Below are 25,706 nucleotides of genomic sequence, written 5' to 3'. Positions count from 1 at the left end.
GGGTGATGCCCGTTCGAGCGGGTGGTTTCGGACGGGCGATCATGAACTCGAAATCCTCTCATGCCCTCGACAGGCTGATGCGCGTGGTGCCGGCGGCGCTCGCCGGCTCGGTCATCCTGATGATGGCCGCGCGCGGCACCAGCATGTTCGTGCAGGGCGAGCTCGGCCAGTTTATCGCCTATGCGGTCGAGATGCTGGCCGGCAGCATCGCGCTCGCGATCATCGTCTTCGCCACCCCGCGCAACAACAAGGGCCTGGAGCAGCGTCGCGTCGCGGCGCTCGAGGCCGAGGAAGAGCGCCGCCAGGTCCAGCGCCTGCTCCAGATGACCGACATGCTGCAGAGCGCCAGCGGCTATGCCGACGCCAATGCCGTGCTGCGCGCCACGGTCGAGACGCTGCTCGAGGGCTTCTCCGGCGCGCTCTACATCTTCAACAATTCGCGCGACCGGCTGGAGCTGTCGACCGGCTGGAACTGGCCCGACGACGAGCGCGTGCTCAAGACGCTGTCGCCCTCGCATTGCTGGGCGCTCAAGCGCGGCAAGGCGCACATCAATGCGGATGGTCCCGGCGTGCTGCGCTGCGAGCACCACGCGTCGGGGCTGACGGTACTCGAAGTGCCGATGATGGCGCATGGCGAGATCCAGGGCATGCTCAAGATCGCGACCGGCGCGGAGGACGCCCTCGACCGTCTGGACCGGATCAAGCCGCTGGCCGAAGCGGTGGCCGATGCGATGTCGCTCGCCGTCTCCAACATCGCCCTGCGCGAGAAGCTGCGCACCCAGGCACTGCGCGATCCGCTGACCGGCCTCTACAACCGCCGCTACATGGAAGACGCGCTCGAGCGCTATGCCAGCCTGGCCGAGCGCAGCGGCGCGCCCGTCTCGGCGATCATGATCGACCTCGATCATTTCAAGAAGCTCAACGACGAGCATGGCCATGCGATGGGCGATGCGGTGCTGCGCGAGGTGGCCGCGGCGATCATCGGGGCGCTGCGCCCCTCCGACGTCGCCTGCCGCTATGGCGGCGAGGAGCTGGTGGTGATCCTGCCCGAATGCGACCTGAGCGAAGCGCTGGCCAAGGGCGAGACGCTCCGCGCGCGGATCGAGGCGCTGTCCGCCATCCATGACGCGAACATCTCGGCATCGCTCGGCGTGGCTTCGATTCCCGAGACGACCAAGACGCTGGCCGACCTGATCACCATGGCGGATGCGGCCTTGTACCAGGCCAAGGAAGGTGGCCGGAACCGCGTCGTCTCGGCCAGCCGCAAGGAAGCCGCGCCGCTGGCGATCGCGGCGGAGTAAAAGCCTAGGCGCCCCGCCGGACCGCGTCGATGAACGCGCGCACCGCCGGTGCCATGTGGCGCTGCTGCGGATAGCAGAGATAATGGCCGGGGAACGGCGCCGACCAGCGCTCGAGCATCGGCACCAGCCGGCCCGCCGCGATATGCTCGCGCACCTTGGGCTCGATCGCGAAGGCGATGCCCGCGCCCTGCAGCGCCGCTTCGAGACAGGCCTGCTTGTCGTCGAGGATCAGCGGCCCGTCGACCGCAACCTGGAACCAGCCCTCCTCCCAGAACTCCCAATGATAGGGCGCGCTATTGCCCGGCCAGCGCCAGCGGATGCAGCGGTGCCCGAGCAGCGCGCGGGGATGCTCGGGCACGCCATGCGCCGCGACATAGTCGGGCGTCGCGACGGCGAGCTGGCGCATCTCCTTGCCGAGCGCCACCGCGACCATGTCGCGCTCGACCAGCTCGCCGATCCGGATCGCCACGTCATAGCCGCCCGCGACGATATCGATCACCGTGTCGTCCAGCGAGATGTCGAGCACGACATCGGGATAGTCCCGGCCGAAGCGGGCGAGGATCGGCAGCACGTGCAGCTCGCCGGCGAAGCGTGAGGCATGGACGCGCACCCGCCCGGCGATCCCCTCGCGCCCGGCACGCGCCTGCAGCATCGCCTCGCCCAGTTCGGCGAGCGCCGGCCCGGTGCGGGCGAGCAGCGCCGCCCCCGCCTCGGTGAGGGAGACGCTGCGCGTCGTCCGATTGAGCAGCCGCGTACCCAGCCGCTCCTCCAGCCCCCGCACGAGCTGGCTCAGCGCCGAGGGCGACACCCCCATCGCTCCGGCGGCGCGGCTGAAGCTGAGCGCCTGTGCGACCGCGACGAAGCCGCGCAGCTGCTGATAGTCGGCGGAAAGCAGGGCGGTATCCATCCCCACTGTTTAGCAGGACTTACAAGTCCATTGCAAAACACAGCCATTATCCCGGAGGCTAACAGCACCCATCTCCCGCCGCGAAGGAGATTGCATCATGAAGACCTGGCTCATCACCGGCATCTCGCGCGGGCTCGGGCTCGCGCTGGCACAGGCGGCTCTGGCACGCGGCGACACCGTCATCGGCACCGTCCGCGGCTCGCGCCCCGAACTGGAGCAGGGCGCCGGCACGCTCCACATCCTGACGCTCGACATGACCGATCCCGCCGCGGTCGCGCCCATCGTCGAGCAGGCCTTCGCGCTCGCGCCGCGGATCGACGTGATCGTCAACAATGCCGGATACGGCCTGCTCGGCGCGATCGAGCAGGCGAGCGACGCCGATGTCGCCCGGCTGTTCGAGGTCGACCTGTTCGGACCGTTCCGCCTGATCCGCGCCGCGCTGCCGCATCTGCGCGCACAGGGAGCCGGCCATATCGTCAACGTCACGTCGATCGCCGGCCGCGCGCCGGGCGCCGGTTCCGGCCTCTATGCCTCGGCCAAATATGCGCTCGAGGGCCTGTCGGCCGCGCTCGCCCAGGAAATCGCCCCGCTCGGCATCCACGTGACCGCCGTCGCACCGGGCGCGTTCCGCACCGACTTCCTGTCGGATCACTCGATCCGCAAGAGCGGCGCGGACGAGAGCTATGCGGCGGTCGGCCGCTCCTCGGCGGCATTCGATGCGATGGCAGGCAAGCAGCTCGGCGATCCGGTCCGCGCCGCCGCCGCGATCCTCGAACTGGCGGATGCACCCAACCCGCCGCTCAACCTGCTGCTCGGCAGCGACGCGCTGCGCCGCGCCCGCGAGAAGCTCGATACGGTGATCGAGGAGATGGACCGCTGGGAGCCGGTCACCCGCGGCACCGACTTCGCCGGATAGTCCCGATCAGGGCGCGCCGATCGTCCCGCGCAGGAAACCGCCCATGCGGCGCGCCCATTCCCCGTCGTGCAGATTGCTGACTTCGCCGTGGTCGAGCCCCGGCACCAGCCACAGCCCCTTGCGGTTCGGTGCCGCCGCGAAAAGCGCACGCGTCTCCACCGGCGGCGTATAGCGATCCCCCGCGCCGCCGATCACGAACACCGGCGCCCGGAAATCGCGGATCGCCGCGAGCGGCGCGATCCGCCCCGGCCACACGCCGTAGCGGGGCAGCGACTGGAGGCTGAGCAGCGGTTCGCCGATCGTTCCGCCGATCGGGCCCAGCAGCGCCGCCATCCGGTTGTAGATCGCGTGGCGGATGTCGGGGAACACCGCGACCAGCACCAGCGCATCGGCCGGCACCGCGCCGTCGCGCCCGACCAGCGCCGCCGCACCGCCCAGCGAGACGCCGATCACGCCGACCTTCGCGCCGTGCTGCTTCGCCTTCAGCCAGTCGAACGCGGCGCGCGCATCCAGTCCTTCGTCCAGGCCATAGCTATGGTCGGTGATCGTCGATTCGCCGTGCCCGCGCAGATCGATGGCGAGCGCGCCATAGCCTTGCGCGACCAGCGCCTCGGCCATCGGCACGGTCTGGTCGCGCGAGGCGCCGACGCCGTGGAGCAGCAGCACCGCCGGTGCATCGGGCTCGCGTCCCGGCCACCAGGTCCCGGCGATCGCGACGCCGTCGCGCGCCTTCAGCCGCACGGCCTGCGCGGGGGAAAGCACCGGAGCGACCGCAGAGGCATGGCCGGCGGCGGCCATCGAACCGAAACCCCAGCTGCCGGCGAGCACGACGACCGCCAGCAGCGCCGCCGCCCCGATCGCCAGCTTGGTGCCCCGGCCGGCCAAGGCCCTAGCCGTCGCCGACGCGCTCGATATCGGCGCCGACTGCCTGGAGCTTCTCCTCGAGCCGCTCATAGCCGCGGTCGAGGTGATAGACGCGGTTGACCTGGGTCTCGCCCTCGGCGGCCAGGCCGGCAAGGATCAGGCTCATCGAGGCGCGCAGGTCGGTCGCCATCACCTGGGCACCCACCAGCTTGGTCGGCCCGTGCACCACCGCGGTGCGCCCGCGCACGTCGATATGCGCGCCCATGCGGGTCAGCTCGGGCACGTGCATGTAGCGGTTCTCGAAGATCGTCTCGGTGAACACGCTGGCGCCCTCGGCGACCAGCTGCATCGCCATGAACTGCGCCTGCATGTCGGTCGCGAAGCCCGGGAAGGGCGCGGTCGACAGGGTCAGCGGCTTGAGCGGGCCGTTGGCGGCGACGCGGATGCCGGCCTTGGTCTCCTCGACCGTCACGCCGGCCTGGACGAGTGCGTCCAGCGTGGCGCGCATGTCGTTCGCCTCGGCGCCGACCAGCTCGACATCCCCGCCGGTGATCGCCGCGGCACAGGCATAGCTGCCCGCCTCGATCCGGTCGGGCATCACGGCATAGGTCGCGCCGTGCAGGCGATCGACGCCTTCGATCTCCAGCCGCTCGGTACCGATGCCGTCGATCTTCGCGCCCATCGCGACGAGCAGGTTGCACAGGTCGACGATCTCCGGCTCGCGCGCCGCATTGTCGAGCACGGTGGTGCCCTTGCAGGTCACCGCCGCCATCAGCGCATTTTCGGTCGCGCCGACCGAGACCACCGGGAAGCTGAAGCGTCCGCCGGGCAGGCGGCCGCCAGGCGCAGTCGCCTTCACATAGCCGGCGGCCAGCTCGATCTCGGCGCCCATCGCCTCGAGCGCCTTCAGGTGCAGGTCGATCGGGCGGTTGCCGATCGCGCAGCCGCCGGGCAGCGACACCGTCGCTTCGCCGGCGCGGCCGAGCAGCGGGCCGAGCACCAGGATCGAGGCGCGCATCTTGCGGACGATGTCATAGGGCGCGACCGTCGAGGTCAGCTTGCCCGCGCGCACCGTCATCACCCGGCCGAAATCGGTCGGCCGCGTGCCCTCGATCGACGTCGATGCACCCAGCTCGTTGAGCAGGTGGCCGAAGCTGTCGACGTCGGCCAGGCGGGGCAGATTGCGCAGCGTCAGCGGCTCGTCGGTGAGCAGCGCGCAGGGCATCAGCGTGAGCGCGGCGTTCTTGGCGCCGGAGACGGGGATCTTGCCGGAGAGGCGATTGCCGCCGCGAATGAGAATACGGTCCATGACGGGCTTCTAATCCCTGCCGCGCTGCACGCAAGACCATGCGTTTTTTGCGCCATTGATCGATTTTAATGCATTGATTCAATTGCACTGCTTTGCATCGCAGGTGGGGGGAAGCCATCGCGTGTCCGGCAGTTGCTTTGCGGAGAAGCTGAGCGAGTTGATCGATCTGACAGAGGTCGAGCACAAAACGCTCGAAAAATTGGAGGAACGCCAGCGGCACGTGCGCCGCGGGGCGGTGCTGCAACGCGAGAATGAAGGCGGCGGCGAGCTCTACGTCCTGCGCAAGGGCCTGATGATGAGCTATGTGCTGCTCCACGATGGCAGCCGGCAGATCCTGCGCTTCCTTTTTCCCGGCGACATGCTCGGCATTTCCAGCGCGGTCTATCAGGAGGCGCCCGAGACGCTGGCGGCGCTGTCCGACTGCGTGGTCTGCCCGTTCGACCGCGGCGTGCTCGCCGATCTGATGCGCGAGCATCCCCGGCTGGCGGCGATGGTGCTGGTCTATTCGCAGATAGAGCGCGTCGCGCTCACCGACCGGCTGGCCGCGCTCGGCCGCACCAGCGCCAAGGCGCGCGTCGCGGCACTGCTCCTCGACCTGCGCAACCGGCTGCGCGCGACCGACAAGAGCCTGGCCAATGTCTTCTCGCTGGGGCTGACGCAGGAGGAGGTGGGCGACGCGACGGGCCTCACCGCCGTCCACGTCAACCGCATGCTGCGCCAGCTGGAGGAAGAGCAGCTGATCGCCCGCGAGGGCGGCCGGGTGACACTGCTCGACGAGCGCGCACTCGCGCGCGCGGCAAATTATGTGAACCGCTACGAAGGGCTCGACCTTGGCTGGCTCCCCAAGGCGGGCTGAGAGCCATCGACGATTTCGAGGAAGAAGGTGGGCCGGACGTCTGCGGTGACAAGCTCGCGCCGTCCGGCCCTTTGTTCCTGCCCAAAACCCCCCGGTTCCCAGGAACTGCGGACCTTCTACCGATTCGCCGCTGAACTGTGTCGCCCGGAAAAACGCCTAGGGTGGAGGCCCTTAGGCGGGGGTGTAACGAAGAACCGTCATCCCGGCGAAAGCCGGGATCTCAGGCAATGGTGCTGGAAAAGAGTCGCACGAGATCCCGGCCTTCGTCGGGATGACGAATTATCCTACGCCTTTTCCAGCGTGCACTGGAGCGGGTGCTGGTTCTGCCGGGCGAAGTCGATCACTTGGCTCACCTTGGTCTCGGCGACTTCATAGCTGAACACGCCGCACACGCCCACGCCGCGCTGGTGGACATGGAGCATCACCCGCGTCGCCTCTTCCATGTCCATCCGGAAGAAGCGCTGCAGGCACAGCACGACGAACTCCATCGGCGTGTAATCGTCGTTGAGCATCAGCACCCGGTAGGGCGTCGGCTTCTTGGTGCGCGTGCGGGTACGCGTGGCGAGGCCGATCGAGGGGTTGTTGCCCCGATCGTCGTCATTGCCGTCCTCGGCCATGCGGATGTTGAATGTCACGGGATCTGTCACGCCGCGGAAAATATGGGTTCGCGCCCCCAAGGGCAAGGCCACGCCGAACGCGTGAACCCCGATTGGGACCGGATAAAAGGAAAGGGCGGCCCTTCCCGAAGGAAGGACCGCCCCAATTCCTGGCTTCCGGCAGGCCGGAAGCACTCGCTTTACGCGACGGTCTTCGCCTTCTCGGCGGCGACGGCAACGCGGTTCGACAGCGGCTGGGCCGCGTCGCTGGCGAGCTTGATCAGCGCTTCGGTGTTCTTCGAAGCTTCGGCGACGTACGAGTCGAACGCGCCGCGGAAATAGTCGCTCTGCAGGCGGAAGAAATCGGCCGGCGACTTGACGGTGGCGAGGTTCTTCAGCGCGGCGGTCGCGCTCTCGAACGACTTGCGGCTGTACTCGGCGGCGTCCTGGCCCAGGCCCTCGAAGCCCTTGGCGGCGATGCGGCCCGACTCGACCAGCGCCTCGACATTGCCCTTGGCGAAGTCGTTGGCTTCCTCGACCAGCTTGGTCGACTTCTCGACGGCGGCCTTGGTGCGCTCGTTCCACTCGCCGAACAGGGCCTGCGCCTTGTTGGTGGCGTTCTCGATGGTGCTGTTGTCGAAGGTAGTTGCCATTTTCACGGTTTCCTTGACTGCCGGCGCGGCAAGCGTCTCTTCGACGACTTCCGCGGCGGTGGGTGCGGTTTCCGCGGCTGCCTCGATGACGGGCTCTACCACGGCTTCAACGGTTTCGATCACTTCCTGCGGTGCTGCCTCGAGGACCGGGACCGGCTCGGCGACGACGGGCGCTTCGACGGTCTTTTCGATAACCGTCTCGGCAGTCTTCACCGGCTCGGGCTTCTCAGCCTCGGGCACAGCAACTTTCGGCGCGGCCTTGGCGCGCGCCGCAGGCTTCGGAGCGGCGGGCTTGGGCGCGCCGGTCTTCGGTCCTTTGGTGGCCATGATATGCCTTCCCCATAAAGCTATTGCTGCGATGCAGCATGTAGGGGCTTTTGCGCGACGATGCAAGCATTATTGTGCACTGCACAAAGATAGACAAATCATTCAATTTAGATGATAAATCAGCGCGAACGCACATAGCTCCCCGGGGCATCCTCGATCGCATCGAGCTTGCCCTTTCCGGGGATCCGCGCGCCCTTGACCGGGACCTTGGCGGCATCGAGCGCGTCGAGCCAGCCGATCCAGTCCGGCCACCAACTCCCCTTAGTCTCTTTTGCTCCTGCAAAAAATTCGGTGAGTGTCTCAACCTTGTCCGAATTGGTCCAATACTGGTATTTCTGCGCCGAAGGGGGGTTCACCACCCCGGCGATATGCCCCGACCCGGCCAGCACGAACTTGAGCGGCCCCTGGAAATAATGGGTGATCTTCCAGACGCTTTGCGCCGGCGCGATATGATCCTCGCGCCCGGCCTGGACATAGGTCGGCGTCCGCACCTTCGACAGGTCGAGCGGCGTCCCGCCGATCGCCAATGCTCCGGGCTGGACCAGCTTGTTGTCGCGGTACAGGTCGGTCAGGTAGCTCATGTGCCAGGTGGCCGGCAGGTTGGTGACGTCCGAGTTCCAGTGGAGCAGGTCGAACGGGGCATAGTCCTTGCCCATCAGGTAATTGTTGGTGACGTAGTTCCAGATCAGGTCGCGGCCGCGCAGCAGGTTGAACGTCGCCGCCATGTAGCGGCCGTCGAGGAAGCCCTCGGTGCCCAGGCTGCGGATCATCGCCAGTTGGTCGTCGTCGACGAACATGCCGAGCTCGCCGGCTTCGGAGAAATCCACCTGCGCGGTGAAGAACGTCGCGCTCGCCACCTTCTCCGCCTCCCCGCGCGCATGCAGCACCGCCAGCGTCGCGGCGAGCGTGGTACCGGCCACGCAATAGCCGATCGTGTGCACGCCCTTCACGTCCAGCAGTTCGCGCACCGTGTCGATCGCATCGATCTGGCCGCGCTCGACGAAATCGTCCCACACCACGTCCTTCATCGACGCGTCGGCGGACTTCCACGAGACGACGAACACCGTCAGCCCCTGCTCCACCGCCCAGCGGATGAAGCTCTTCTCGGGGTTGAGATCGAGGATGTAGAAGCGGTTGATCCAGGGCGGGAAGATCAGCAGCGGCGTCGCATAGACTTCCTTGGCACCTTCGGCCGGGGCGTATTGGATCAGCTCGTAGAGCGGGGTGCGCTTGACCACCTTGCCCGGCGTCATCGCCAGGTTGCGGCCGAGCTCATAGGCGCCCTCCGCCGTCTGGGTCATCTGCCCCTTGGCGAGGTCGCCCATCATGTTGCTGAGGCCCTTGAGCAGGCTCTCGCCCTTGGTCTCGACGATCTTCTCGAGCACTTCGGGATTGGTCGCAGGGAAGTTGGTCGGGCTCACCGCGTCGAGGAAGCCCTTGGTCGCGAAGCGCACCTGCTCCTTCTGCCTGGGATCCATCCCCTCCAGCGCATCGACGCCGCGCAGCATGTGGTCGGCGATCACCAGATAGCTCTGGCGCAGGAAGTCGAACACCGGCTCCTCGCGCCATTGCGGCGCCTTGAAGCGCTTGTCGCGCGCCTGCTCGGGCGTCTCCTCGAACGGCGCGGCGTTCTTGGGATCGAGGAAGCGCTGCCACAGCTGCATCGTGTCGGACCAGAAATCGGTGGTCGCCTTCACCGCCGCCGTGGGATCGAGCAGCGCACCGAACGGCGGGGCCGCCGGCATGTGCTCCACCCAGTCGAAGCCATGCTCGAGCATCATCTGCTGTGCCCGGCCCAGCACCCAGGTCCAGTGCTGCAGGTCTTCCAGGTCGGGAATCGGCGGGGTGGTCGTCTCGGCCATGCTCATCCTCTTCAAGCGGTGCTTTAGCGCACGCCAAGCAACTCGTCATTCCCGCAAGCGCGAACATGGCGTAGGAAGCCCGGACGGCACAGCGTCGTGCCGCGCTCCAACCCCTGAGAGATGAGGAAATGTCCGAAGAATTCTACCGCATGAAGCGCCTGCCCCCGTACGTCATCGCCGAAGTCAATGCGATGCGGGCAGCGGCGCGTGCGGCGGGAGAGGACATCATCGATCTCGGCATGGGCAATCCGGACCTGCCGCCGCCGCCGCACGTGATCGAGAAGCTGGTCGAAGTCGCGCAGAAGCCCGACGCGCACGGCTATTCCCAGTCCAAGGGCATTCCCGGCCTGCGCCGCGCCCAGGCCAATTACTATGCCCGCCGCTTCGGCGTGGACATCGATCCCGAGACCGAAGTCGTGGTGACGATGGGCTCGAAGGAAGGCCTTGCCAGCCTCGCCACCGCGATCACCGCGCCGGGCGACGTCGTGCTCGCGCCCAACCCCAGCTATCCGATCCACACGTTCGGCTTCATCCTCGCCGGCGCGACGATCCGAGCCGTTCCGACCACGCCCGACGAGCATTATTTCGAATCCCTCGAGCGCGCCATCGCCTTCACCGTCCCGCGCCCGTCGATCCTGGTCGTCAACTATCCGTCGAACCCGACCGCCGAGACGGTGGATCTCGCCTTCTACGAGCGCCTCGTCGCCTGGGCTCGCGAGAACAAGGTGTGGATCCTCTCCGACCTCGCCTATTCGGAGCTCTATTTCGACGGCAAGCCGACCGTGTCGATCCTGCAGGTCAAGGGCGCCAAGGACGTGGCGATCGAGTTCACCTCGCTTTCCAAGACCTATTCGATGGCCGGCTGGCGCATGGGCTTCGCGGTCGGCAACCGCAAGCTGATCGCCGCGATGACCCGCGTGAAGTCGTATCTCGACTATGGCGCCTTCACCCCGATCCAGGCCGCCGCCTGCGCCGCGCTCAACGGCCCGCAGGACATCGTCGAGGCGAACCGCCAGCTCTATCACAAGCGCCGTGACGTGCTGGTCGAGAGCTTCGGCCGCGCCGGCTGGGAGATTCCCAGTCCGCCCGCGTCGATGTTCGCATGGGCGCCACTGCCCCCGGCACTGGCACATCTCGGCAGCCTTGAGTTCTCCAAGCAGCTGCTCACCCATGCCAAGGTCGCAGTCGCGCCCGGCGTCGGCTACGGCGAAAATGGCGAGGGTTTCGTGCGCATCGCGATGGTCGAGAACGAGCAGCGCCTGCGCCAGGCCGCGCGCAACGTGAAGAAGTATCTCCAGTCGATGGGCGTCAACACCGCGGCGAAGGCGGGCTGAGCTCCACCCGGTGCCGCATATCGACCCGCTCTATTCGCTGGCCGGGGTGCTGGTCGGCCTGCTCGTCGGGCTGACCGGCGTCGGCGGCGGATCGCTGATGACGCCGCTGCTGGTGCTCGTCTTCGGCTTCCATCCGGCCACCGCCGTCGGCACGGACCTGCTCTACGCCTCGGGCACCAAGGCGGTGGGCACCGCCGTCCATGGCTGGCGCGGCTCGGTCGACTGGCGGGTGGTCGGCAGGCTGGCGACCGGCAGCGTGCCGGCGACGGTCCTCACCTTGCTCTACCTCGCCGCCGCGCACCGCGACGCCAAGGATACCGGCCACCTGATCTCGACGATCCTCGGTGTCACCTTGGTCCTCACCGCCGTCGCGGTGTTCTTCCGCGTGCACATCGTCCGCGCGGCGGGGCGGCGCTTCGCCCGGTTCGACGAGCGGGTGATCGGCGCGCTCACCGTGCTGCTCGGCGTCGTCCTCGGCGTGCTGGTCTCGCTCACCTCGGTCGGTGCCGGCGCGCTGGGGATGACCGCCCTGCTCGTCCTCTATCCCGGCTCGCCGGTGGCGCGGCTGGTGGGATCGGACATCGCCCATGCGGTGCCGCTCACCCTGATCGCCGGGCTCGGCCATTGGTCGATGGGTTCGGTCGATCTCAATCTGCTGTTCACCCTGCTGCTCGGCTCGATTCCCGGCATCGTGGTCGGCAGCCTGATCGCCACTCGAGTCTCGGATCGGGTGCTGACGCCCATCCTCGCCACGGTACTGGCGATCGTGGGCTTCAAGCTCCTGTTCTAGGCCTCCATTCCTTTCCCATCGCCGTCCCCACCTCGCCGGGGTACAACTGGGCCAACGAGGTTGGCGGTCGCGGAATCGCGCCCTATCTTGAGGACGGGCGGCAACAGGAGGAAGACGATGCGATCGAGCCTTTGGATCTGGCTTGCCTTGGCAACGCTGGTGGCCAGCCCCGTTTTCGCCCAGGACAAGCAGCAATCGACGGCCGAGCGCGCCGGCGACATCGCCGAGCAGCCGGCCAAGGATGTCGGCGCGGTGAAGACGAAGATTCCGCCCGTGCTGCAACAGGCCGCCGCGGCGCCCTACAGCCTCTCCGGCCTGTCGAAATGCGCGCGCATCGCGGATGCGTTCGACGAACTGGGCGAGGCGCTCGGCCCCGATTTCGTCCAGGGCGTGGACCGCAAGAAGAGCCGCAAGGTGAAGGTCACCGGCGATACCGTGGCGGGGCTGATCGTACCGTTCCGCGGACTGGTGCGCGAAGTGAGCGGGGCGGCCTCGGCCCAGCGCGAACTCAATGCCGCGGTCGATGCCGGCTTCGCGCGCCGCGGTTTCCTGCGCGGTGTCTACCAGACACGCGGTTGCAAGCCGGCGCTGTAGGTAGCCCCCAGACCCCGAAGCCACTCCCGTCATCCCGGCGAAAGCCGATATCTCAGGCGAAGGCGGGAACCGTACGAGATCCCGGCTTTCGTCGGGATGACGATGCGGCGTATGAAACCGCGACCGATCCTCTTGTGGTGCAGTTTCATGAACCTCGACGCCTTTCCCCGCATTGCCCTGTTCGACGCCCCCACCCCGATCCAGCGGCTGGAGCGGATCGAGGCGGCACTGGGGCTAAGCGGCGCGCGGCTGTTCGTGAAGCGCGATGACCTGATGGGCTTGGGCGGCGGCGGCAACAAGCTGCGCAAGCTGGAGTTCCTGCTCGGCGCGGCGATCGAGCAGGGCTGCGACACCTTCGTCACCACCGGTGCGCGGCAATCGAACCACGCCCGGCTGAGCGCAGCGGCAGCGGCACGGATGGGCCTGGCGGCCGAGCTGATGCTCACCGACACGGTACCGCGCGAAGATCCGGCCTATCTCCACAACGGCAACCAGCTGCTCGACGGGCTTTTCGGCGCGACGGTCCACCATCTGCCGCGCGGCACGGATGCGCTGGCGGCGGCGCATGCCCGCGCCGAGGTGCTGACCGCCGAGGGGCGCAAGCCCTATGTGGTCGGCTCGGGCGGCTCCTCGCCGGTCGGGGCACTGGGCTATGCCTCCTGCGCGCGGGAGATCCAGGCCCAGGAGGCCGAGCTCGGGGTGCGGTTCGGCACGGTGACCGTCGCCAATGGCAGCCATGGCACCCATGCCGGGCTCGCCGCCGGGATCGACGATCCCCGGCGTGTCCTGTCCTTCACCGTGCTCGCCGAGCTGGCCGAAGCGGAGCGCGGCACGCTGGCGCTCGCCAACGAAACGCGCGCGCTGATCGGCGGCACGGCGCTGGAGGCGGAGGACATCCGAATCGACGGATCGCAGCGCGGCGAGGCCTATGGCATCCCGACCGAGGCGATGCTCGCCGCCGTCCGGCTGATGGCGCGAGCGGAGGGACTGCTGATCGACCCGGTCTATAGCGGCAAGGCGTTCGCCGGCGTGCTGGCGGGGCTTCGCGAGGGTTGGCTGAGGGGGGATGTGCTTTTCGTGATGACCGGCGGGACGCCCGGGCTGTACGCGTACCAGCCGGCCTTCTCATAACATCGTCTCCCGGCGAAAGCCGGGATGACGGTTAGTGGCCGAGAATCCGCCGGTACAATTCGATGTACCGATCGGCCATCGCCTCGACCGAGAAATGCGCCGCCACCCGCGCGCGGCACGCTGCCCGGTCGATAGCCTCCACCTGCGCCAGCGCCGTGATCGCGCCGCCGACCGAATCAACGATCACGCCCGTCTCCGGCGTGATCAGCTCGGGCATCGAGCCGCGGTCGATCGCGATCACTGGCGTGCCGCAGGCCATCGCCTCGATCACCGACAGGCCGAACGGTTCGTCGAAGTTGATCAGGTGGAGCAGTGCCTGCGCCTTGCCGAGCGCGCGCAGCCGCTCCGCCCCGCCCACCGGGCCGTGATAGACGATGCGTTCGTCGAGGAAGGGCGCGACCTCTCGGTCGAAATAGCCCTGGTCCTGGACGATGCCGTAGAGGTTGAGCCGCCGCCCGGTGGCGCGGGCGACTTCGATCGCCTCGGCGGCACCCTTGTCCGGGTGCATACGGCCGAAGAACAGCAGGTCCTCGCCGCCATCGGCCTCAAATGGGAATTCGTCGAGCCGGATGCCGTGGTGGATCGTCGCGGCGTATTTCAGCGCGGGATGCCGGTCCGCCGCGCTGATCGCGACATAGTGCACGCGGTCCTCAAACGGCTTGTACATCGGCAGGATCCGCTCGGACGAGAAGCCGTGGATCGTCGTCACCATCGTCGTGTCGACGAGCCGGGAGAAGGCGTGCGCCGGGAAATCGGCCTGGTTGTGGATCAGGTCGAACCGGCCCGCCTGCTCGAACAGATGCGCGAGATGGGCATATTCCCACACCTTCGCATCGATCTCCGGATTCTCCTCGTATCCGGCGGGCACCACGCCATCGAGCGTGCCCGTGGTGATCGAATCGCGGGTGGCGAACAGGGTCACTTCCACCCCGCGCGCGACCAGTGCCTCGGTCAGCAGGCTGGTGACCAGCTCCCATGGCCCATAGTGGCGCGGCGGCGTGCGCCACGCGATCGGCGCCAGCATCGCGATCTTCATCCCAGGATATAGCCTTCGTTCGGAGAGAGCAGCGCGGGATCATGCCCGCCGCGCGCCGAGGCGAGGACGGTGAAGTCCTCCGCCCATTCGGGAATGGCGAAGCCCTGGGGGGTGTCGCCGAGATTGAGCACCACCAGCAGCCGGTCATGCTCGTGGCGCCGTTCGAAGGCGAGCAGGTCGCCGCCCGCATCGACCGGATGATAGTCGCCCAGCGCCAGCGCGGGATGCGCGTGGCGGAGGAACAGCAACTTCTGGGTCAGCCGCCACATCGAGGCGGGATCGCCGCGCTGCGCCTCGACATTGCGCGCCAGCCAGTCGGGATGGAGCGGCAGCCAGGGATCGGCGGCGCTGAACCCGGCATGGGCGCTCGCGTCCCAGGCCATCGGCGTGCGCACCGGATCGCGGCCGAGCCCGATGCCGGGATCGCGCAGCTCGCGCGGATCCTGCACCAGGTGTGCCGGGATGACGCCGTCCTCCATCCCGATCTCGTCGCCATAATAAAGCGTCGGCGTACCACGCAGCGTCAGGAGCAGCATCATCGCGACGCGGGCCTGTTCGGGCCCAACCCGCGTGGCGATGCGCGGGCGATCGTGATTGCCGAGCACCCAGTTCGGCCAGCCGCCGTCGGGTAGCGCGCCTTCATAGTCCGCGATCATCTTCGCGAGGCCGCGCGCGTTCCACTGGGCGCCGATCAGCTGGAAGTTGAAGGGCAGGTGGACGCCCGGGCGCTCGGCCGTGCCGTAATAGCCGACGAGTTTCGGCACCGGCAGGTAGATCTCGCCGATCAGGACGCGCGCGCAATATTCGTCGGCGATGATCCGCATCTCGCCGGCGATATCGTGGACTTCCGGCTGGTCGGTCGAATGGAGCTGGTGGACGCGGGTATAGTCGGGCTGGCCCGGCGCCCATTCGTCGTTCGCCGGATTGTCGGGCAGGTCGGCATGCTTGACCATGTGCCAGAGCACGTCGATCCGGAACCCGTCGATCCCGCGCGCGAACCAGAAGCGCAGCACGTCCATCATCGCCGAGCGTACTGCCGGGTTGCGCCAGTTGAGGTCGGGCTGCTCCTTCAGGAAGGCGTGGTAATAATATTGACCGGTGGTCTCGTCCCATTCCCAGGCCGAGCCGCCGAAGTCGCTGATCCAGTTGTTGGGCGGCGAACCGTCGGGCTTCGCGTCGCGCCAGATATACCAGTCGCGCCGGGGATCGTCGCGGGCGCTGCGACTCTCCCGGAACCAGGGATGCTGGTCGGAGGTATGGTTGGGCACCAGGTCGAGGAGCAGCTTGATGCCGCGTGCGTGCGCGGCGGCGAGCAGCGCGTCGAAGTCCGCCAGCGTGCCGAAGCGCGGATCGACGTCGCAATAGTCCGCCACGTCATAGCCGAAATCGGCCATCGGCGAGGGGAAGATCGGCGAGATCCAGATCGCGTCGATACCCAATGCCTTGAGATCGTCGAGCCGGTTCTCGATGCCCTTCAGATCGCCGATGCCGTCCCCGTCCGAGTCCTGGAATGAGCGGGGATAGACCTGGTAGATGACAGCGGATTTCCACCATTCGGTCATGCGCGAACACTCCGCAATTCGTCATCCCCGCGAAGGCGGGGATCCAGGGTTACTGAGGACAGCGCTGCTTGGCTCTGGATCCCCGCCTTCGCGGGGATGACGGAGAGGAGGCTCAAAGAAACCGCTCCTTCGAGATTCGGGTGATCCGGCACGCCAGATCCGCCTCGCCGCTTGCGACGATGTAGTGATCGCCCGCATCCGCCACCCCGGTGGTGAACACCACGGGGGTGGGCAGATAGAGCTGGTGGGCGATCGGATCGGTGAGCGCGGGATTGGCCTCGAGCAGGGGCGTCTCGTCCTCCAGCCGCAGGATCTTCGATGGATCGTCCTTGTCGAGCAACGCCCAGAAGCTGCGATAGACGCCGACCGCGCCCTGCTTCTCGACGCCGTGATAGATCAGCATCCAGCCTTCGGGCGTGAGCACGGGCTGGCTGCCGCCGCCGATCCGCTGGGTCGAGCTGGTGCCCTTGCGGGCGCGGATGCCGGGGGTGTCGAGCGGCTTCCAGTGCAGCCCGTCGGGCGACTGCGCCATGTTGATCGAAGGCCCCCCAAGCCAGGGCGAATCGTCGGGATAGGCGAAATAGACTTCACCGAGCGGCCGGGTGAGCGCCATGTACTTGCCGCCCGGCTTGCCCTCGAACAGGATCATGTCCTTGTTCTGGTGATCGAGCACCACGCCGAGCAGCTTGTAGTCGAGCCCGTTCACGGAGTGGTACATCGCGGTGCAGTGGCGCTCGGCCGAGACGCCGCACACGGTCATCCACCAGCTGCCGCCGACCAGGCTGATCCGGGCATCCTCGACGCCGTAATCGAGAAAGCCGGCCGAGGGCTGGATCGCCTTGTCGTAATGGACCTTCACGATCTTGCTCGCGTCCTTGCTCAGCTCGACCGGGAGCAGCCAGGACAGCGAGGTGAGGCCGAGCAGGCGTGGATTGCGATCCTTGAGCGCGAACTGGCGGGGGTCGTCCATATCGATACCCGCAACTGGGTGGCGATCGAGGACATAGCCCTGCTTGGTCCAACGGATCGCCCGGGCGCTGTCGCCGTCCACCGGATCGCGCAGCGCCTCGGCCACGCGGACCATCAGCAACAGGTTGCCGCCCGGCAGCCGCGCGAAGCCGGGGTTGAACGCACCGAGCACGTGCGTCGGCTCGTCCACGCCATTGCGCAACGGGGAGCGACTGAGATCGACATCGTCGGGGCGGAAGATCAGGAAATCGTCGTCCGCCGCCACGTGTACCCCCTCAGCAGGTTGGAATCTGGCTTTCCCCGCCTTCGCGCTGGTACTTGCCGTCTCTCCAGACGTATCGCTCGGCGAAGGATCGGGTTCCCTCGAATTTCACGGTGAAATCGACACCCTTTCGGATCGCCCCGATCTTGCCCCGGATCGACTGGGCCTTGTCCTCCACCGCGCCGCCATCGTCATAGACCGACTGGAAACTCGCCACTTCCTTCGGCCCCTCGGGGTTCAGCGCAACGAGCGTGGCGTAGCTGCAGGTATAGCCCTGCCAGGTGCCGCCGCCCTCGACATAGACCACCGGGCGATCGAGGAATTTGTCGCTGACCGACCATTCGGCAAGGTCGCCGAAGCTGCCGCTCTCGGTCGCCTTGGGGAAGGTCTTGCGGACCCGGAAGCCGGCACCGTCGGCATCGAGATAGGTCACCGCGATCGTGCCGGCATCGACATGCGCGGCATCGCGGACATGGCCGTGGCTGACCAGCACGGGGCCGAAACCGGTGTCGATCAGCTTGCTGTCGTCGAAGGTGATCGGGCCCTGGTTTGGCCCTTCCGGGAAAGCGACCTTCACTGCAGCCGCGAGTCGCACGGCGGGATCGACCGCGGGTGTCGCGGCAACGCTCGGGCTGGGTGTCGGCGCCGGCTTCTGCGCCTGGTTGCCGCCGCACCCCGCCAGCAGCGATGCCGGCAGCAGCAGGGCGGCTGCACGCCTCACTTCTCGTCCCGAAGCTGTTCGTGGTGGCGGATCACTTCGTCGATGATGAAGCGCAGGAACTTCTCGGAGAATTCCGGGTCGAGATCCGCCGTCTTGGCCAACTCGCGCAGCCGGGCGATCTGGCGGTCCTCGCGGCCGGGATCGGCGGGGGGCAGGCCCGACTCCGCCTTGTAGCGTCCCACCGCCTGCGTCACCTTGAAGCGCTCGGCGAGCAGGAACACGAGCGCGGCATCGATATTGTCGATGCTCTGGCGGTAGCGGGTGAGAGTGTCGTCGGACATGGCCACTCTCTTTGCGCACCGACGTAGCGTCACGCAAGCCTTGCCTTTGTGCGCCGCACCCGCCACAGGCTTTCGCATATGAGCGCCACCCTTCATCGCCTCGGCGGCGGCCCCGCCCCCTCGCTCGATCCGATGATGGCGCTGGTCGCGCACGACATGAATCTCGTGAACGCGGTCATCCTCGATCGCATGAAGTCCGAGATTCCGCTGATCCCGGAACTGGCCGGTCACCTGATCGCCGGCGGCGGCAAGCGGATGCGCCCGATGCTCACGCTCGCCAGCGCCAAGCTGCTCGGCTATCCCGGCACCCGTCATCACCGCCTCGCCGCCGCGGTGGAGTTCATCCACACCGCCACCCTGCTCCACGACGACGTGGTCGACGGTTCGGACCTGCGCCGCGGCCGCCGCACCGCCAACATCATCTGGGGCAACCCGGCGAGCGTTCTGGTCGGCGACTTCCTGTTCTCCAAGTCGTTCGAGCTGATGGTCGAGAGCGAGAGCCTGAAGGCGCTCCACATCCTCAGCAACGCCAGCGCCGTGATCGCCGAGGGCGAAGTCAACCAGCTCACCGCGGTGCGCCGGCTCGACCTGGGCGAGGAACGCTATCTCGACATCATCGGCGCCAAGACCGCCGCGCTGTTCGCCGCCGCCTGCCGGATCGCCGCGGTGGTCGCCGAGCGGTCGGAAGCCGAGGAACTGGCGCTCGACGCCTATGGCCGCAACCTGGGCATCGCCTTCCAGCTGGTTGATGATGCGATCGACTATGTCTCGGACGCGGGCACGATGGGCAAGGACGCCGGCGACGACTTCCGCGAGGGCAAGATGACGCTGCCGGTCATCCTGGCCTATGCGCGTGGCGACGAGAGCGCCCGCGCCTTCTGGAAGGCCGCGATCACCGGCCACCGCAATTCGGACGAGGATTTCGCCGAGGCGATCCGGCTCGTGCAGGCGAGCCGCTCGGTCGACGACACCCTTGCCCGCGCCCGCCACTACGGCCAGCGCGCGATCGACGCGCTGGGCGGTTTCGCGGCAGGCGCGGCCAAGGATGCGATGATCGAGGCAGTCGAGTTCGCGGTCGCCCGCGCCTACTGACCCCTATTCGTCATCCGACGGCTCATCGTCGTCATCGTCATCCGCGGTGAGCGCGTCTTCCTCGTCGTCGTCGAGCACTTCCTCGATCGCTTCGGTGATCAGGTCCAGCTGCTCGAAGCTTGCGGTGAATTCCAGCGTCTCGCCATCGTCGTCCTCGAGATGGAGCGTGTAATCGCCGTCGCTGTCGGGGGTGATGCTGAACTGTGCCAGGGTTCTCGCCATGTCTTCACTCCATAGGCTTTGCTTGCGCCAAACCCTGCTTCGGGGAATTGGTTGCGCGCAATGAGTGACTCGCTGCCGATCCATGTCGTTTTACCCGATCTGCTGGCCGCATTGCGGGCAGGCAGCAACGCCGTGCTGGTCGCGCCGCCGGGCGCGGGCAAGACCACGGCGGTGGCGCCGGCGCTGCTCGGCGAAGGCTGGTGCACCGGCGAGATCCTGCTGCTCAGCCCCAGGAGGCTAGCGGCGCGGGCGGCGGGCGAGCGGATGGCGGCGCTTGCCGGAGAGCAAGTCGGCCAGACCTTTGGCTATGCTACCCGGATGGACAGCAAGCGTTCGTCCGCGACGCGGGTGACGGTGGTCACCGAGGGCATTTTCGTCAACCGCATCCAGGCCGATCCCGAGCTGGCGGGCGTCTCAGCCGTGCTGTTCGACGAAGTCCATGAGCGCAGCCTCGACAGCGATTTCGGCCTGGCACTGGCACTCGACGCGCAGGCGGCGCTGCGGCCTGACCTGCGGCTGGTGGCAATGTCGGCCACGCTGGACGGCGCGCGCTTCTCCGATCTGATGGGCGGCGCCCCGGCGATCGAGAGCGAGGGGCGCAGCTGGCCACTAGAGCTGCGCCATATCGGCCGCAATGCCGAGGCGCGGATCGAGGATTCGATGACGGCGGCGCTGCGCACCGCACTGCGCGACGCCGAAGGCGGGGTGCTCGCCTTCCTGCCCGGCGTCGCCGAGATCGAGCGCACCGCCGAGCGGCTGGGCGATGTGCCGGGCGCGGTGGTCCACAAGCTGCACGGTTCGCTGGAACCGGGCGCCCAGCGCGCCGCGATCTCGGCGGATCCGCAGGGGCGGCGCAAGATCGTGCTGGCGACTTCGATCGCCGAGACCTCGCTGACGCTCGACGGCATCCGGGTGGTGGTCGATTCGGGACTGGCGCGCCGTCCGCGCTACGACCGTGCGGCGGGAATGACCCGGCTGGTCACCGAGCGGGCGAGCCAGGCCGCCGTCACCCAGCGCGCTGGCCGCGCCGCGCGCCAGGGGCCGGGCGTCGCCTATCGGCTGTGGGAGGAAGCCGCGACCGCCGGCCTGCCGCGCTTCGACCCGCCCGAGATATTGGAGGCCGACCTCTCGGCGCTGGTGCTCGACTGTGCGCTGTGGGGCGTGAGCGATCCGCGCGATCTCAACTGGCTCGATCCGCCGCCCCAGGCTGCGGTGTCCGAGGCGCGCAAGCGGCTGGGGTCGCTGGAAGCGCTGGACGAGAGCGGCCGCCCGACCGCGCACGGCAAGGCGGTCGCCGGCCTGCCGCTGCCGCCCCGGCTCGGCCATATGCTGGTGCGCGCCGCCGAGCGCGGCATGGCGGGAACGGCAGCGCAGATCGCAGTGCTGCTCGGCGAGCGTGGGCTGGGCGGCAACGATCCCGACCTCGAGCTGCGCCTGCGCCGCTGGCGGAATGAGCGCGGTCCGCGAGCCGAGAATGCGCGGCGGCTGGCGCAGCGCTGGGCTAAGCTGGTCGGCGACGACGGCGCGGGCGACCCCGCCGCCTGCGTCGCCCTGGCCTTTCCCGACCGGATCGCCAAACGCCGCGACGCTTCGGGCGAGACCTGGGCATCGGCCGGCGGGCGCGGGTTCAAGCTCGATCCGACCTCCTCGCTTGCCCGCGCCGAATGGCTCGCGGTCGCCGAGACCCAGGGCATGGCCGCCGGCGCGCGCATCCTCTCGGCCGCGCCGATCGACCCGGCGGAAGTCGAGAGCCTGTTCGCCGACCGGATCGAGACGCGGCGCAGCGTCCGCTTCGATCCCACCACCGGGCGGATCGAGGCGCTGCGTGAGCGAAGGCTGGGTGCAATCCGGCTTTCGAGCGGGCCCGATTCGGCGGCCAACCCGGCCGAGATCGAGAAGGCGCTGCTGGAGGGAGTGCGCGAGCATGGCCTCACGCTGCTGCCCTGGTCCGACACCGCCCAGGCGCTACGCACCCGTGCCGCCTATACCGGCAATGATTCGCTCTCCGATGCACGGCTGCTCGCCGAGCTCGACGAATGGCTGCCCGGGCTGCTCGCCGGCAAGCGGCGACTGGATGCGGTCGAAGGGCTGACCAATGCTCTCAACAACCTGCTTGGCTGGGACGGGCAGAAGGCGCTCGACCGACTGGCGCCGGCGCGGTTCGAGACGCCCGAAGGATCGACCTATGCCATCGACTATGCGGCCGAAGGCGGGCCGACGGTCGAGGTGCGCGTCCAGGCACTATATGGGCTGGATACCCATCCGACACTCGGTGACGGCACCCCGCTGGTGCTCAGCCTCACCTCCCCCGCCGGCCGGCCGATCCAGACGACGCGGGACCTGCCCGGCTTCTGGAAGGGCAGCTGGGCCGCGGTCGCCAAGGAAATGCGCGGGCGCTATCCGCGCCATCCCTGGCCCGAGGATCCCGCCGCCGCATCGGCGACGCTCAGGACGAAAAAGGCAGATGCAAGGGGCGCCGGACCGCGTTAAAGCGACTCACCATGACCAAGACCGCTCGCATCTACCAGAAGCCCAAGAACGCCATGCAGTCGGGCCGCGCACGCACGACGAGCTGGATCCTCGAGTTCGAGCCGGCGCGCCAGCAACAGGCCGATCCGCTGACCGGCTGGGCCGGCGGCGACGCGACCGCCACGCAGCTGCGGATGAGCTTCCCGACGCTGGAAGCCGCCACCGGCTATGCCGAGCGCGAGGGCCTGGCCTTCCATGTGATCGCGGCCCCCGAGCGCAAGCTCAAGCTGCAGACCTATGCGGACAATTTCCGCTAAGCATTTCTGATCCCCCGTTCCCGGGGGACAAGTGACTCAATCCGCGAGCAGCGCGCCCGACAGGAGCAGCAGCAGCTTCACGTCGATCGCCAGCCCCTCGGCACGCTTTTCCGCGACGAAGGCGGGAAGGCCAGCCAGCGGCACGCGGTGGACGATGATGTCCTCGTCCTCCAGCCCGCCGCCTTCGCCGACCTTGGTCAGCCCGGTGGCGCGGACCAGCGTGAAGCTCTCCGAGACCAGGCCGGGCGAGGAATAATATTCGCCCAGGTCCTCGATCGCGGCACTGTCGTACCCGGTCTCCTCGATCAGTTCGCGGCGTGCAGCCTCGAACGGGCTGTCGCCTTCGTGGCCGGCCTCGTCGCCGATCAGCCCTGCCGGCAGTTCGAGGCAGCGCTTGCCGAGCGGCACGCGGTACTGGTCGACGAGCAGGACATGATCCTCGTCATCGATCGCGACGATCACCGCGGCGCGGATGCCGCGGGCGCGCGAGACATATTCCCACTTGCCGCGCCGCTTGGCGACGATCCACTTGCCGGCCCAGGCAATCTCTTCTTCCATGTCGCTCACAGCTCGATCACCCGGTCGGGAAGTTCGTTCACATCGTCCTCGCTGCGCGGGAAATGCTCGGCCAGGACGATGCCGATCTGACGCACTGCCTCGGCCATGCCCTCGCCCGCTTCGCCGCGCTTCACCCCACCGACCAGCGCCGCCATCGCGGCACCCCAGACATCGGCGGTCACCTTCGAATGGATCGCCGCATCGGCGATGATCTCGGCGCGGTGCTCGGCCAGGCTGAGATAGACTAGCACGCCGGTCGATTCGCGGGTGCGCTTCTCGGCTGCGGCGCGGAACAGCTCGAGCGCGCGGCGATGGACGCGCCGGGTCTTGGTCGCGCCCGGCGTGAGGAACAGCCGCAGCGCATCGAGCGCCAGCACCACCCGGGCAACCAGGAAGGTCGCCGCCATCAGCACCAGCGCGATGGTGAGATACCAGCGCGCCGGCACCACCTGGGCCCAGCTGTCGATGAAGCGCGAGTGGAGCCACTCGGCCGGCCAGGGCTGCCAGGCGAGCAAAGCGAGGACGAGCAACATCGCCAGCACCGCCCAGTGCAGCGCGACGTCGTGATAGGGATCCGAGCGCCCGGCGACGACGGTGACGATCTCGCCATTGGTGGTGAGCTCGGCTGCGGTGACCGCAGCCGTTACGGCCGCGCGGTCCTGGTCGGTCAATCGCATCTCACCAGCTCCCCGAGGCGCCACCGCCCCCGAACGATCCGCCACCGCCGGAGAAGCCACCGCCGCCTCCGCCACCGCCTCCCCAGTCGCTGCCGCCTCCGCCGCCCCAGCTGCTGCCGCCGCCACGGCTCGCCTCTCGGCCGATCTCGTTGGCGATCGACCAGAGGATGATCGGCAGGACGCCGCTATCGTCGCTGCGATAGCGCCGGTCCCAGGGACCGCGCCGCTTGCGCCGGCCGAACCCGGCACCGAGCATCGGCAGGATCACGAACAGGAAGATGACGCCCCAGAAGATCAGCCCGATCGGGAAACCGCCATGCCGCTGCTGGCGCTTCTGGGTCACCTGGGTCTGTTGCTGCTGAGCGCGCTGCTCAGCGGCTTCCAGTGGCAGCTTCATCTGCGTGGCGATCGCCTGCGCACCCGCGACGATGCCGCCGGGCATGTCGCCGGCCTTGAACTGGGGGATGATCGTCTCGTTGATGATCTGGCTGGAGAGCCCGTCGGTCATGATCGGCTCTAGGCCATAGCCGACTTCGATCCGCACCTTGCGCTCCTTGGGCGCGACCAGGAGGATGATGCCGTTATTGGCATCCTTCTGCCCGATCCCCCAGGCACGGCCGAGCTGATAACCGTAATCGGCAATGTCATAGCCCTGCAGGTCGGGAACGGTCGCCACGACCAGCTGGCGTGTCGAGGCCTTTTCGACATCGGCCGACAGCTGGGTGAGTTCGGCGACCTGCGCCGGCGATAGCAGGTGCGCGTCGTCGACCACCCGGCCGGTGAGCTTGGGGAAACTGGGCTGCGACTGCGCCTGGGCCGAGAGCGGCACCAGGATCAGCAGGAAGGCGAGCAGGCTACGCAACAGGGTCATGCATTGATCTCGCGAATGATGGCTTCGCTGCCGGCGAAGATGCCGCCGGGAAAGTCACCGGCCTTGAACCGGGGCAGGATATCCTTGTCGATGATCGCCTTTGCCTCGTCGTTGGTGAGCTGGGCCTCGAGGCCCTTGCCCACTTCGATCCGCACCTTCCGCTCGTTCGGCGCCACGATCAGCAGGATGCCGTCATCGTAACACTGGCGCCCGACGCCCCAGAAATTGCCGAGCTTGCGCCCATAGTCACCGATGTCATGCCCGCCCAGGCTGGTCACCGTGACCACGACGAACTGGTGCCTGGCCTGCTTCTCGGCATCGACCAGCCGGTCCGAGAGCCGGCGCCGCTCGCTGACCGAGAGCAGTTTCGCACCATCGACCACCCGGCCGGTAAGTGCTGGAAAGGCATAGCCGGTCGGGGCGGTGCGGGTCTTGGGCGCGCTCGGTTTGCAGGCGGGCTCCGCACTGGCCGTCGCCGCCGGACGAAGCTGCCCGGCGGCATTGGACTGCGGATCGAGCGCTACGGGCTTGCAGGCCGCCAGCGCCACGCAAAGGAGGAGCGCCCTCAGGATCAGTTGCTGTTCCCGCTGAAATCGACCTTCGGGGCATTCTCGGCGCCGGCCTTGGCCTGGAACGGCGTCATCGGCTTGGCGCCGTAGAAGATCTTGGCGCCGATCGCGTCCGGAAAGGTGCGGATGCGGGTGTTATAGGCCTGCACCGCGGCGTTATAGTCACGGATCGAGATCGCGATGCGGTTCTCGGTGCCCTCGAGCTGGTCCATCAGCGTCTTGAAATTGCCCTGGCTCTGCAGCTGCGGATAGGCTTCCTGCAGGCGCTGGAGCGAGAGCGTCACGCCATTCTGCGCCTGGGTATAGGCCGACATCTTCGCCGGATCGGTGAGATCGTCGCCGGTGACCTTGATCGTGTTGGCCTGCGCACGCGCATTGGTCACGTTGGTGAGGATCTGCGACTCCGAGTTTGCAGCGCCCTTCACCGTCGAGACGAGGTTCGGGATCAGATCGGCGCGGCGCTGATAGTTGGTCTGGACATCGGCCCAGCGCGCCTTCGCATTCTCTTCCGCAGTGGGCACGCTGTTGAGCCCGCAGCCGGCCAGCATGGCAGCGGCGGCAAAAGCGATAACGGCACGAAACTTCATCACGTCATGATCCTCCGGATCTGGTTCGAAGTGTCTTATACAGTCGCAACACCGCGCTCCGAAAGCGAAATCG

Annotated in this window: 27 protein-coding genes; 10 read left to right on the top strand and 17 right to left on the bottom strand. The window is 67.8% G+C overall.

Annotation, left to right across the window (positions count from 1 at the left end):
* Window positions 1–41: 41 nt before the first annotated feature.
* A complete protein-coding gene (locus tag GGR46_RS18215) occupies window positions 42–1,301 on the top strand; it encodes a GGDEF domain-containing protein (RefSeq protein WP_221262847.1) in 1,260 nt (419 codons plus the stop codon).
* A 4-nt stretch (window positions 1,302–1,305) separates the two neighbouring features.
* On the opposite strand, the gene GGR46_RS18210 is transcribed toward GGR46_RS18215, so the two are convergent.
* Complete coding sequence (locus tag GGR46_RS18210; RefSeq protein ID WP_183999428.1) at window positions 1,306–2,208, bottom strand: LysR family transcriptional regulator; 903 nt, start codon at window positions 2,206–2,208, stop codon at window positions 1,306–1,308.
* A 97-nt stretch (window positions 2,209–2,305) separates the two neighbouring features.
* On the opposite strand from GGR46_RS18210, the gene GGR46_RS18205 reads away from it, so the two are divergent.
* Window positions 2,306–3,124: an SDR family NAD(P)-dependent oxidoreductase gene (locus GGR46_RS18205; RefSeq protein ID WP_183999427.1), complete on the top strand. Its 819-nt coding sequence runs from the start codon at window positions 2,306–2,308 to the stop codon at window positions 3,122–3,124.
* 6 nt (window positions 3,125–3,130) lie between these two features.
* Here the strand turns inward: GGR46_RS18205 and GGR46_RS18200 are convergent, their stop codons facing one another.
* Window positions 3,131–4,009 (bottom strand): alpha/beta hydrolase, encoded by an 879-nt coding sequence (locus GGR46_RS18200; protein WP_183999426.1) that lies wholly within the window; start codon window positions 4,007–4,009, stop codon window positions 3,131–3,133.
* Window positions 4,010–4,013: 4 nt separating this feature from the next.
* Window positions 4,014–5,297: a UDP-N-acetylglucosamine 1-carboxyvinyltransferase gene (murA, locus tag GGR46_RS18195; RefSeq protein WP_183999425.1), complete on the bottom strand. Its 1,284-nt coding sequence runs from the start codon at window positions 5,295–5,297 to the stop codon at window positions 4,014–4,016.
* A 121-nt stretch (window positions 5,298–5,418) separates the two neighbouring features.
* Here murA and GGR46_RS18190 point away from each other — a divergent pair, with 121 nt between their 5' ends.
* The gene (locus GGR46_RS18190) at window positions 5,419–6,153 is read left to right on the top strand and encodes a Crp/Fnr family transcriptional regulator (protein ID WP_343058235.1); all 735 of its coding nucleotides are present in this window, start codon (window positions 5,419–5,421) and stop codon (window positions 6,151–6,153) included.
* A gap of 284 nt (window positions 6,154–6,437) precedes the next feature.
* Here the strand turns inward: GGR46_RS18190 and clpS are convergent, their stop codons facing one another.
* From clpS to GGR46_RS18175, 3 genes are all read right to left on the bottom strand, one after another.
* Window positions 6,438–6,770 (bottom strand): ATP-dependent Clp protease adapter ClpS, encoded by a 333-nt coding sequence (gene clpS, locus GGR46_RS18185; RefSeq protein ID WP_184000090.1) that lies wholly within the window; start codon window positions 6,768–6,770, stop codon window positions 6,438–6,440.
* A gap of 179 nt (window positions 6,771–6,949) precedes the next feature.
* Window positions 6,950–7,729, bottom strand: a complete 780-nt coding sequence (locus tag GGR46_RS18180) for a phasin family protein (protein ID WP_183999424.1) — start codon at window positions 7,727–7,729, stop codon at window positions 6,950–6,952.
* A gap of 119 nt (window positions 7,730–7,848) precedes the next feature.
* Window positions 7,849–9,597, bottom strand: coding sequence for a PHA/PHB synthase family protein (locus tag GGR46_RS18175; protein WP_425506584.1), 1,749 nt, complete (start codon window positions 9,595–9,597; stop codon window positions 7,849–7,851).
* Between the two features lie 122 nt (window positions 9,598–9,719).
* Between GGR46_RS18175 and GGR46_RS18170 the strand changes: the two genes are divergently transcribed.
* The 4 genes from GGR46_RS18170 to GGR46_RS18155 all read left to right on the top strand — a co-directional run bounded on the left by GGR46_RS18170 (window position 9,720) and on the right by GGR46_RS18155 (window position 13,440).
* Complete coding sequence (locus GGR46_RS18170) at window positions 9,720–10,925, top strand: LL-diaminopimelate aminotransferase (RefSeq protein WP_183999422.1); 1,206 nt, start codon at window positions 9,720–9,722, stop codon at window positions 10,923–10,925.
* Window positions 10,926–10,935: 10 nt separating this feature from the next.
* Window positions 10,936–11,715 carry a TSUP family transporter gene (locus tag GGR46_RS18165; protein ID WP_183999421.1) on the top strand — a complete coding sequence of 260 codons (780 nt, stop codon included), beginning with the start codon at window positions 10,936–10,938 and terminating at the stop codon, window positions 11,713–11,715.
* A gap of 159 nt (window positions 11,716–11,874) precedes the next feature.
* A complete protein-coding gene (locus GGR46_RS18160) occupies window positions 11,875–12,309 on the top strand; it encodes a hypothetical protein (protein ID WP_246426209.1) in 435 nt (144 codons plus the stop codon).
* A gap of 147 nt (window positions 12,310–12,456) precedes the next feature.
* A complete protein-coding gene (locus GGR46_RS18155) occupies window positions 12,457–13,440 on the top strand; it encodes a D-cysteine desulfhydrase family protein (RefSeq protein WP_183999419.1) in 984 nt (327 codons plus the stop codon).
* Between the two features lie 31 nt (window positions 13,441–13,471).
* Here GGR46_RS18155 and GGR46_RS18150 read toward each other — a convergent pair whose 3' ends face one another.
* The 5 genes from GGR46_RS18150 to GGR46_RS18130 form a co-directional block, all read right to left on the bottom strand.
* Window positions 13,472–14,476 (bottom strand): glycosyltransferase family 4 protein, encoded by a 1,005-nt coding sequence (locus GGR46_RS18150; protein WP_183999418.1) that lies wholly within the window; start codon window positions 14,474–14,476, stop codon window positions 13,472–13,474.
* Entirely contained in the window at window positions 14,473–16,038 is a 1,566-nt protein-coding gene (locus tag GGR46_RS18145; RefSeq protein WP_183999417.1) for an alpha-amylase family glycosyl hydrolase, read from the bottom strand. The genes GGR46_RS18150 and GGR46_RS18145 overlap by 4 nt, the downstream gene beginning before the upstream one ends.
* Window positions 16,039–16,150: 112 nt before the next feature.
* Entirely contained in the window at window positions 16,151–17,272 is a 1,122-nt protein-coding gene (locus tag GGR46_RS18140) for a glycoside hydrolase family 130 protein (RefSeq protein ID WP_183999416.1), read from the bottom strand.
* Window positions 17,273–17,282: 10 nt separating this feature from the next.
* Entirely contained in the window at window positions 17,283–17,990 is a 708-nt protein-coding gene (locus GGR46_RS18135; protein WP_183999415.1) for a hypothetical protein, read from the bottom strand.
* Entirely contained in the window at window positions 17,987–18,271 is a 285-nt protein-coding gene (locus GGR46_RS18130) for a chorismate mutase (RefSeq protein WP_183999414.1), read from the bottom strand. The genes GGR46_RS18135 and GGR46_RS18130 overlap by 4 nt, the downstream gene beginning before the upstream one ends.
* A gap of 78 nt (window positions 18,272–18,349) precedes the next feature.
* Here GGR46_RS18130 and GGR46_RS18125 point away from each other — a divergent pair, with 78 nt between their 5' ends.
* Complete coding sequence (locus GGR46_RS18125) at window positions 18,350–19,363, top strand: polyprenyl synthetase family protein (RefSeq protein WP_183999413.1); 1,014 nt, start codon at window positions 18,350–18,352, stop codon at window positions 19,361–19,363.
* Between the two features lie 3 nt (window positions 19,364–19,366).
* Here GGR46_RS18125 and GGR46_RS18120 read toward each other — a convergent pair whose 3' ends face one another.
* On the bottom strand, window positions 19,367–19,585 hold the full coding sequence (locus tag GGR46_RS18120; protein WP_183999412.1) for a hypothetical protein: 219 nt from the start codon (window positions 19,583–19,585) through the stop codon (window positions 19,367–19,369).
* 60 nt (window positions 19,586–19,645) lie between these two features.
* Here GGR46_RS18120 and hrpB point away from each other — a divergent pair, with 60 nt between their 5' ends.
* Window positions 19,646–22,075 carry an ATP-dependent helicase HrpB gene (hrpB, locus tag GGR46_RS18115; RefSeq protein ID WP_183999411.1) on the top strand — a complete coding sequence of 810 codons (2,430 nt, stop codon included), beginning with the start codon at window positions 19,646–19,648 and terminating at the stop codon, window positions 22,073–22,075.
* Window positions 22,076–22,086: 11 nt separating this feature from the next.
* Window positions 22,087–22,371, top strand: a complete 285-nt coding sequence (locus GGR46_RS18110; RefSeq protein ID WP_183999410.1) for an NADH dehydrogenase ubiquinone Fe-S protein 4 — start codon at window positions 22,087–22,089, stop codon at window positions 22,369–22,371.
* Between the two features lie 36 nt (window positions 22,372–22,407).
* Here GGR46_RS18110 and GGR46_RS18105 read toward each other — a convergent pair whose 3' ends face one another.
* From GGR46_RS18105 to GGR46_RS18085, 5 genes are read right to left on the bottom strand one after another with little or no spacing between them, the layout of a single operon-like run.
* On the bottom strand, window positions 22,408–22,929 hold the full coding sequence (locus GGR46_RS18105) for an NUDIX hydrolase (protein ID WP_183999409.1): 522 nt from the start codon (window positions 22,927–22,929) through the stop codon (window positions 22,408–22,410).
* Between the two features lie 5 nt (window positions 22,930–22,934).
* Window positions 22,935–23,606, bottom strand: coding sequence for a TPM domain-containing protein (locus GGR46_RS18100; protein ID WP_183999408.1), 672 nt, complete (start codon window positions 23,604–23,606; stop codon window positions 22,935–22,937).
* Between the two features lies 1 nt (window position 23,607).
* On the bottom strand, window positions 23,608–24,477 hold the full coding sequence (locus tag GGR46_RS18095; RefSeq protein ID WP_183999407.1) for a TPM domain-containing protein: 870 nt from the start codon (window positions 24,475–24,477) through the stop codon (window positions 23,608–23,610).
* On the bottom strand, window positions 24,474–25,025 hold the full coding sequence (locus GGR46_RS18090) for a TPM domain-containing protein (RefSeq protein WP_183999406.1): 552 nt from the start codon (window positions 25,023–25,025) through the stop codon (window positions 24,474–24,476). Before GGR46_RS18090 ends, GGR46_RS18095 begins: the two co-directional genes overlap by 4 nt.
* A gap of 23 nt (window positions 25,026–25,048) precedes the next feature.
* A complete protein-coding gene (locus GGR46_RS18085) occupies window positions 25,049–25,633 on the bottom strand; it encodes a LemA family protein (protein ID WP_183999405.1) in 585 nt (194 codons plus the stop codon).
* Window positions 25,634–25,706 lie beyond the last annotated feature (73 nt).

This window comes from Sphingomonas kyeonggiensis, assembly GCF_014196745.1.
GTDB classification, from domain to species: Bacteria; Pseudomonadota; Alphaproteobacteria; order Sphingomonadales; family Sphingomonadaceae; genus Sphingomonas; species Sphingomonas kyeonggiensis.
Note: the sequence above shows the minus strand (reverse complement) of the source record. Positions and strands in the feature narration are given on the sequence as shown.

Excerpts from the sequence above, each read along its gene's own strand:
- GGR46_RS18215 (WP_221262847.1), top strand. The coding sequence starts at position 42 with ATGAACTCGAAATCCTCTCATGCCCTCGACAGGCTGATGCGCGTGGTG.
- GGR46_RS18210 (WP_183999428.1), bottom strand. The coding sequence starts at position 2,208 with ATGGATACCGCCCTGCTTTCCGCCGACTATCAGCAGCTGCGCGGCTTC.
- GGR46_RS18205 (WP_183999427.1), top strand. The coding sequence starts at position 2,306 with ATGAAGACCTGGCTCATCACCGGCATCTCGCGCGGGCTCGGGCTCGCG.
- murA (WP_183999425.1), bottom strand. The coding sequence starts at position 5,297 with ATGGACCGTATTCTCATTCGCGGCGGCAATCGCCTCTCCGGCAAGATC.
- clpS (WP_184000090.1), bottom strand. The coding sequence starts at position 6,770 with ATGGCCGAGGACGGCAATGACGACGATCGGGGCAACAACCCCTCGATC.
- GGR46_RS18180 (WP_183999424.1), bottom strand. The coding sequence starts at position 7,729 with ATGGCCACCAAAGGACCGAAGACCGGCGCGCCCAAGCCCGCCGCTCCG.
- GGR46_RS18175 (WP_425506584.1), bottom strand. The coding sequence starts at position 9,597 with ATGAGCATGGCCGAGACGACCACCCCGCCGATTCCCGACCTGGAAGAC.
- GGR46_RS18170 (WP_183999422.1), top strand. The coding sequence starts at position 9,720 with ATGTCCGAAGAATTCTACCGCATGAAGCGCCTGCCCCCGTACGTCATC.
- GGR46_RS18155 (WP_183999419.1), top strand. The coding sequence starts at position 12,457 with ATGAACCTCGACGCCTTTCCCCGCATTGCCCTGTTCGACGCCCCCACC.
- GGR46_RS18150 (WP_183999418.1), bottom strand. The coding sequence starts at position 14,476 with ATGAAGATCGCGATGCTGGCGCCGATCGCGTGGCGCACGCCGCCGCGC.
- GGR46_RS18145 (WP_183999417.1), bottom strand. The coding sequence starts at position 16,038 with ATGACCGAATGGTGGAAATCCGCTGTCATCTACCAGGTCTATCCCCGC.
- GGR46_RS18130 (WP_183999414.1), bottom strand. The coding sequence starts at position 18,271 with ATGTCCGACGACACTCTCACCCGCTACCGCCAGAGCATCGACAATATC.
- GGR46_RS18125 (WP_183999413.1), top strand. The coding sequence starts at position 18,350 with ATGAGCGCCACCCTTCATCGCCTCGGCGGCGGCCCCGCCCCCTCGCTC.
- GGR46_RS18120 (WP_183999412.1), bottom strand. The coding sequence starts at position 19,585 with ATGGCGAGAACCCTGGCACAGTTCAGCATCACCCCCGACAGCGACGGC.
- hrpB (WP_183999411.1), top strand. The coding sequence starts at position 19,646 with ATGAGTGACTCGCTGCCGATCCATGTCGTTTTACCCGATCTGCTGGCC.
- GGR46_RS18110 (WP_183999410.1), top strand. The coding sequence starts at position 22,087 with ATGACCAAGACCGCTCGCATCTACCAGAAGCCCAAGAACGCCATGCAG.
- GGR46_RS18105 (WP_183999409.1), bottom strand. The coding sequence starts at position 22,929 with ATGGAAGAAGAGATTGCCTGGGCCGGCAAGTGGATCGTCGCCAAGCGG.
- GGR46_RS18100 (WP_183999408.1), bottom strand. The coding sequence starts at position 23,606 with ATGCGATTGACCGACCAGGACCGCGCGGCCGTAACGGCTGCGGTCACC.
- GGR46_RS18095 (WP_183999407.1), bottom strand. The coding sequence starts at position 24,477 with ATGACCCTGTTGCGTAGCCTGCTCGCCTTCCTGCTGATCCTGGTGCCG.
- GGR46_RS18085 (WP_183999405.1), bottom strand. The coding sequence starts at position 25,633 with ATGAAGTTTCGTGCCGTTATCGCTTTTGCCGCCGCTGCCATGCTGGCC.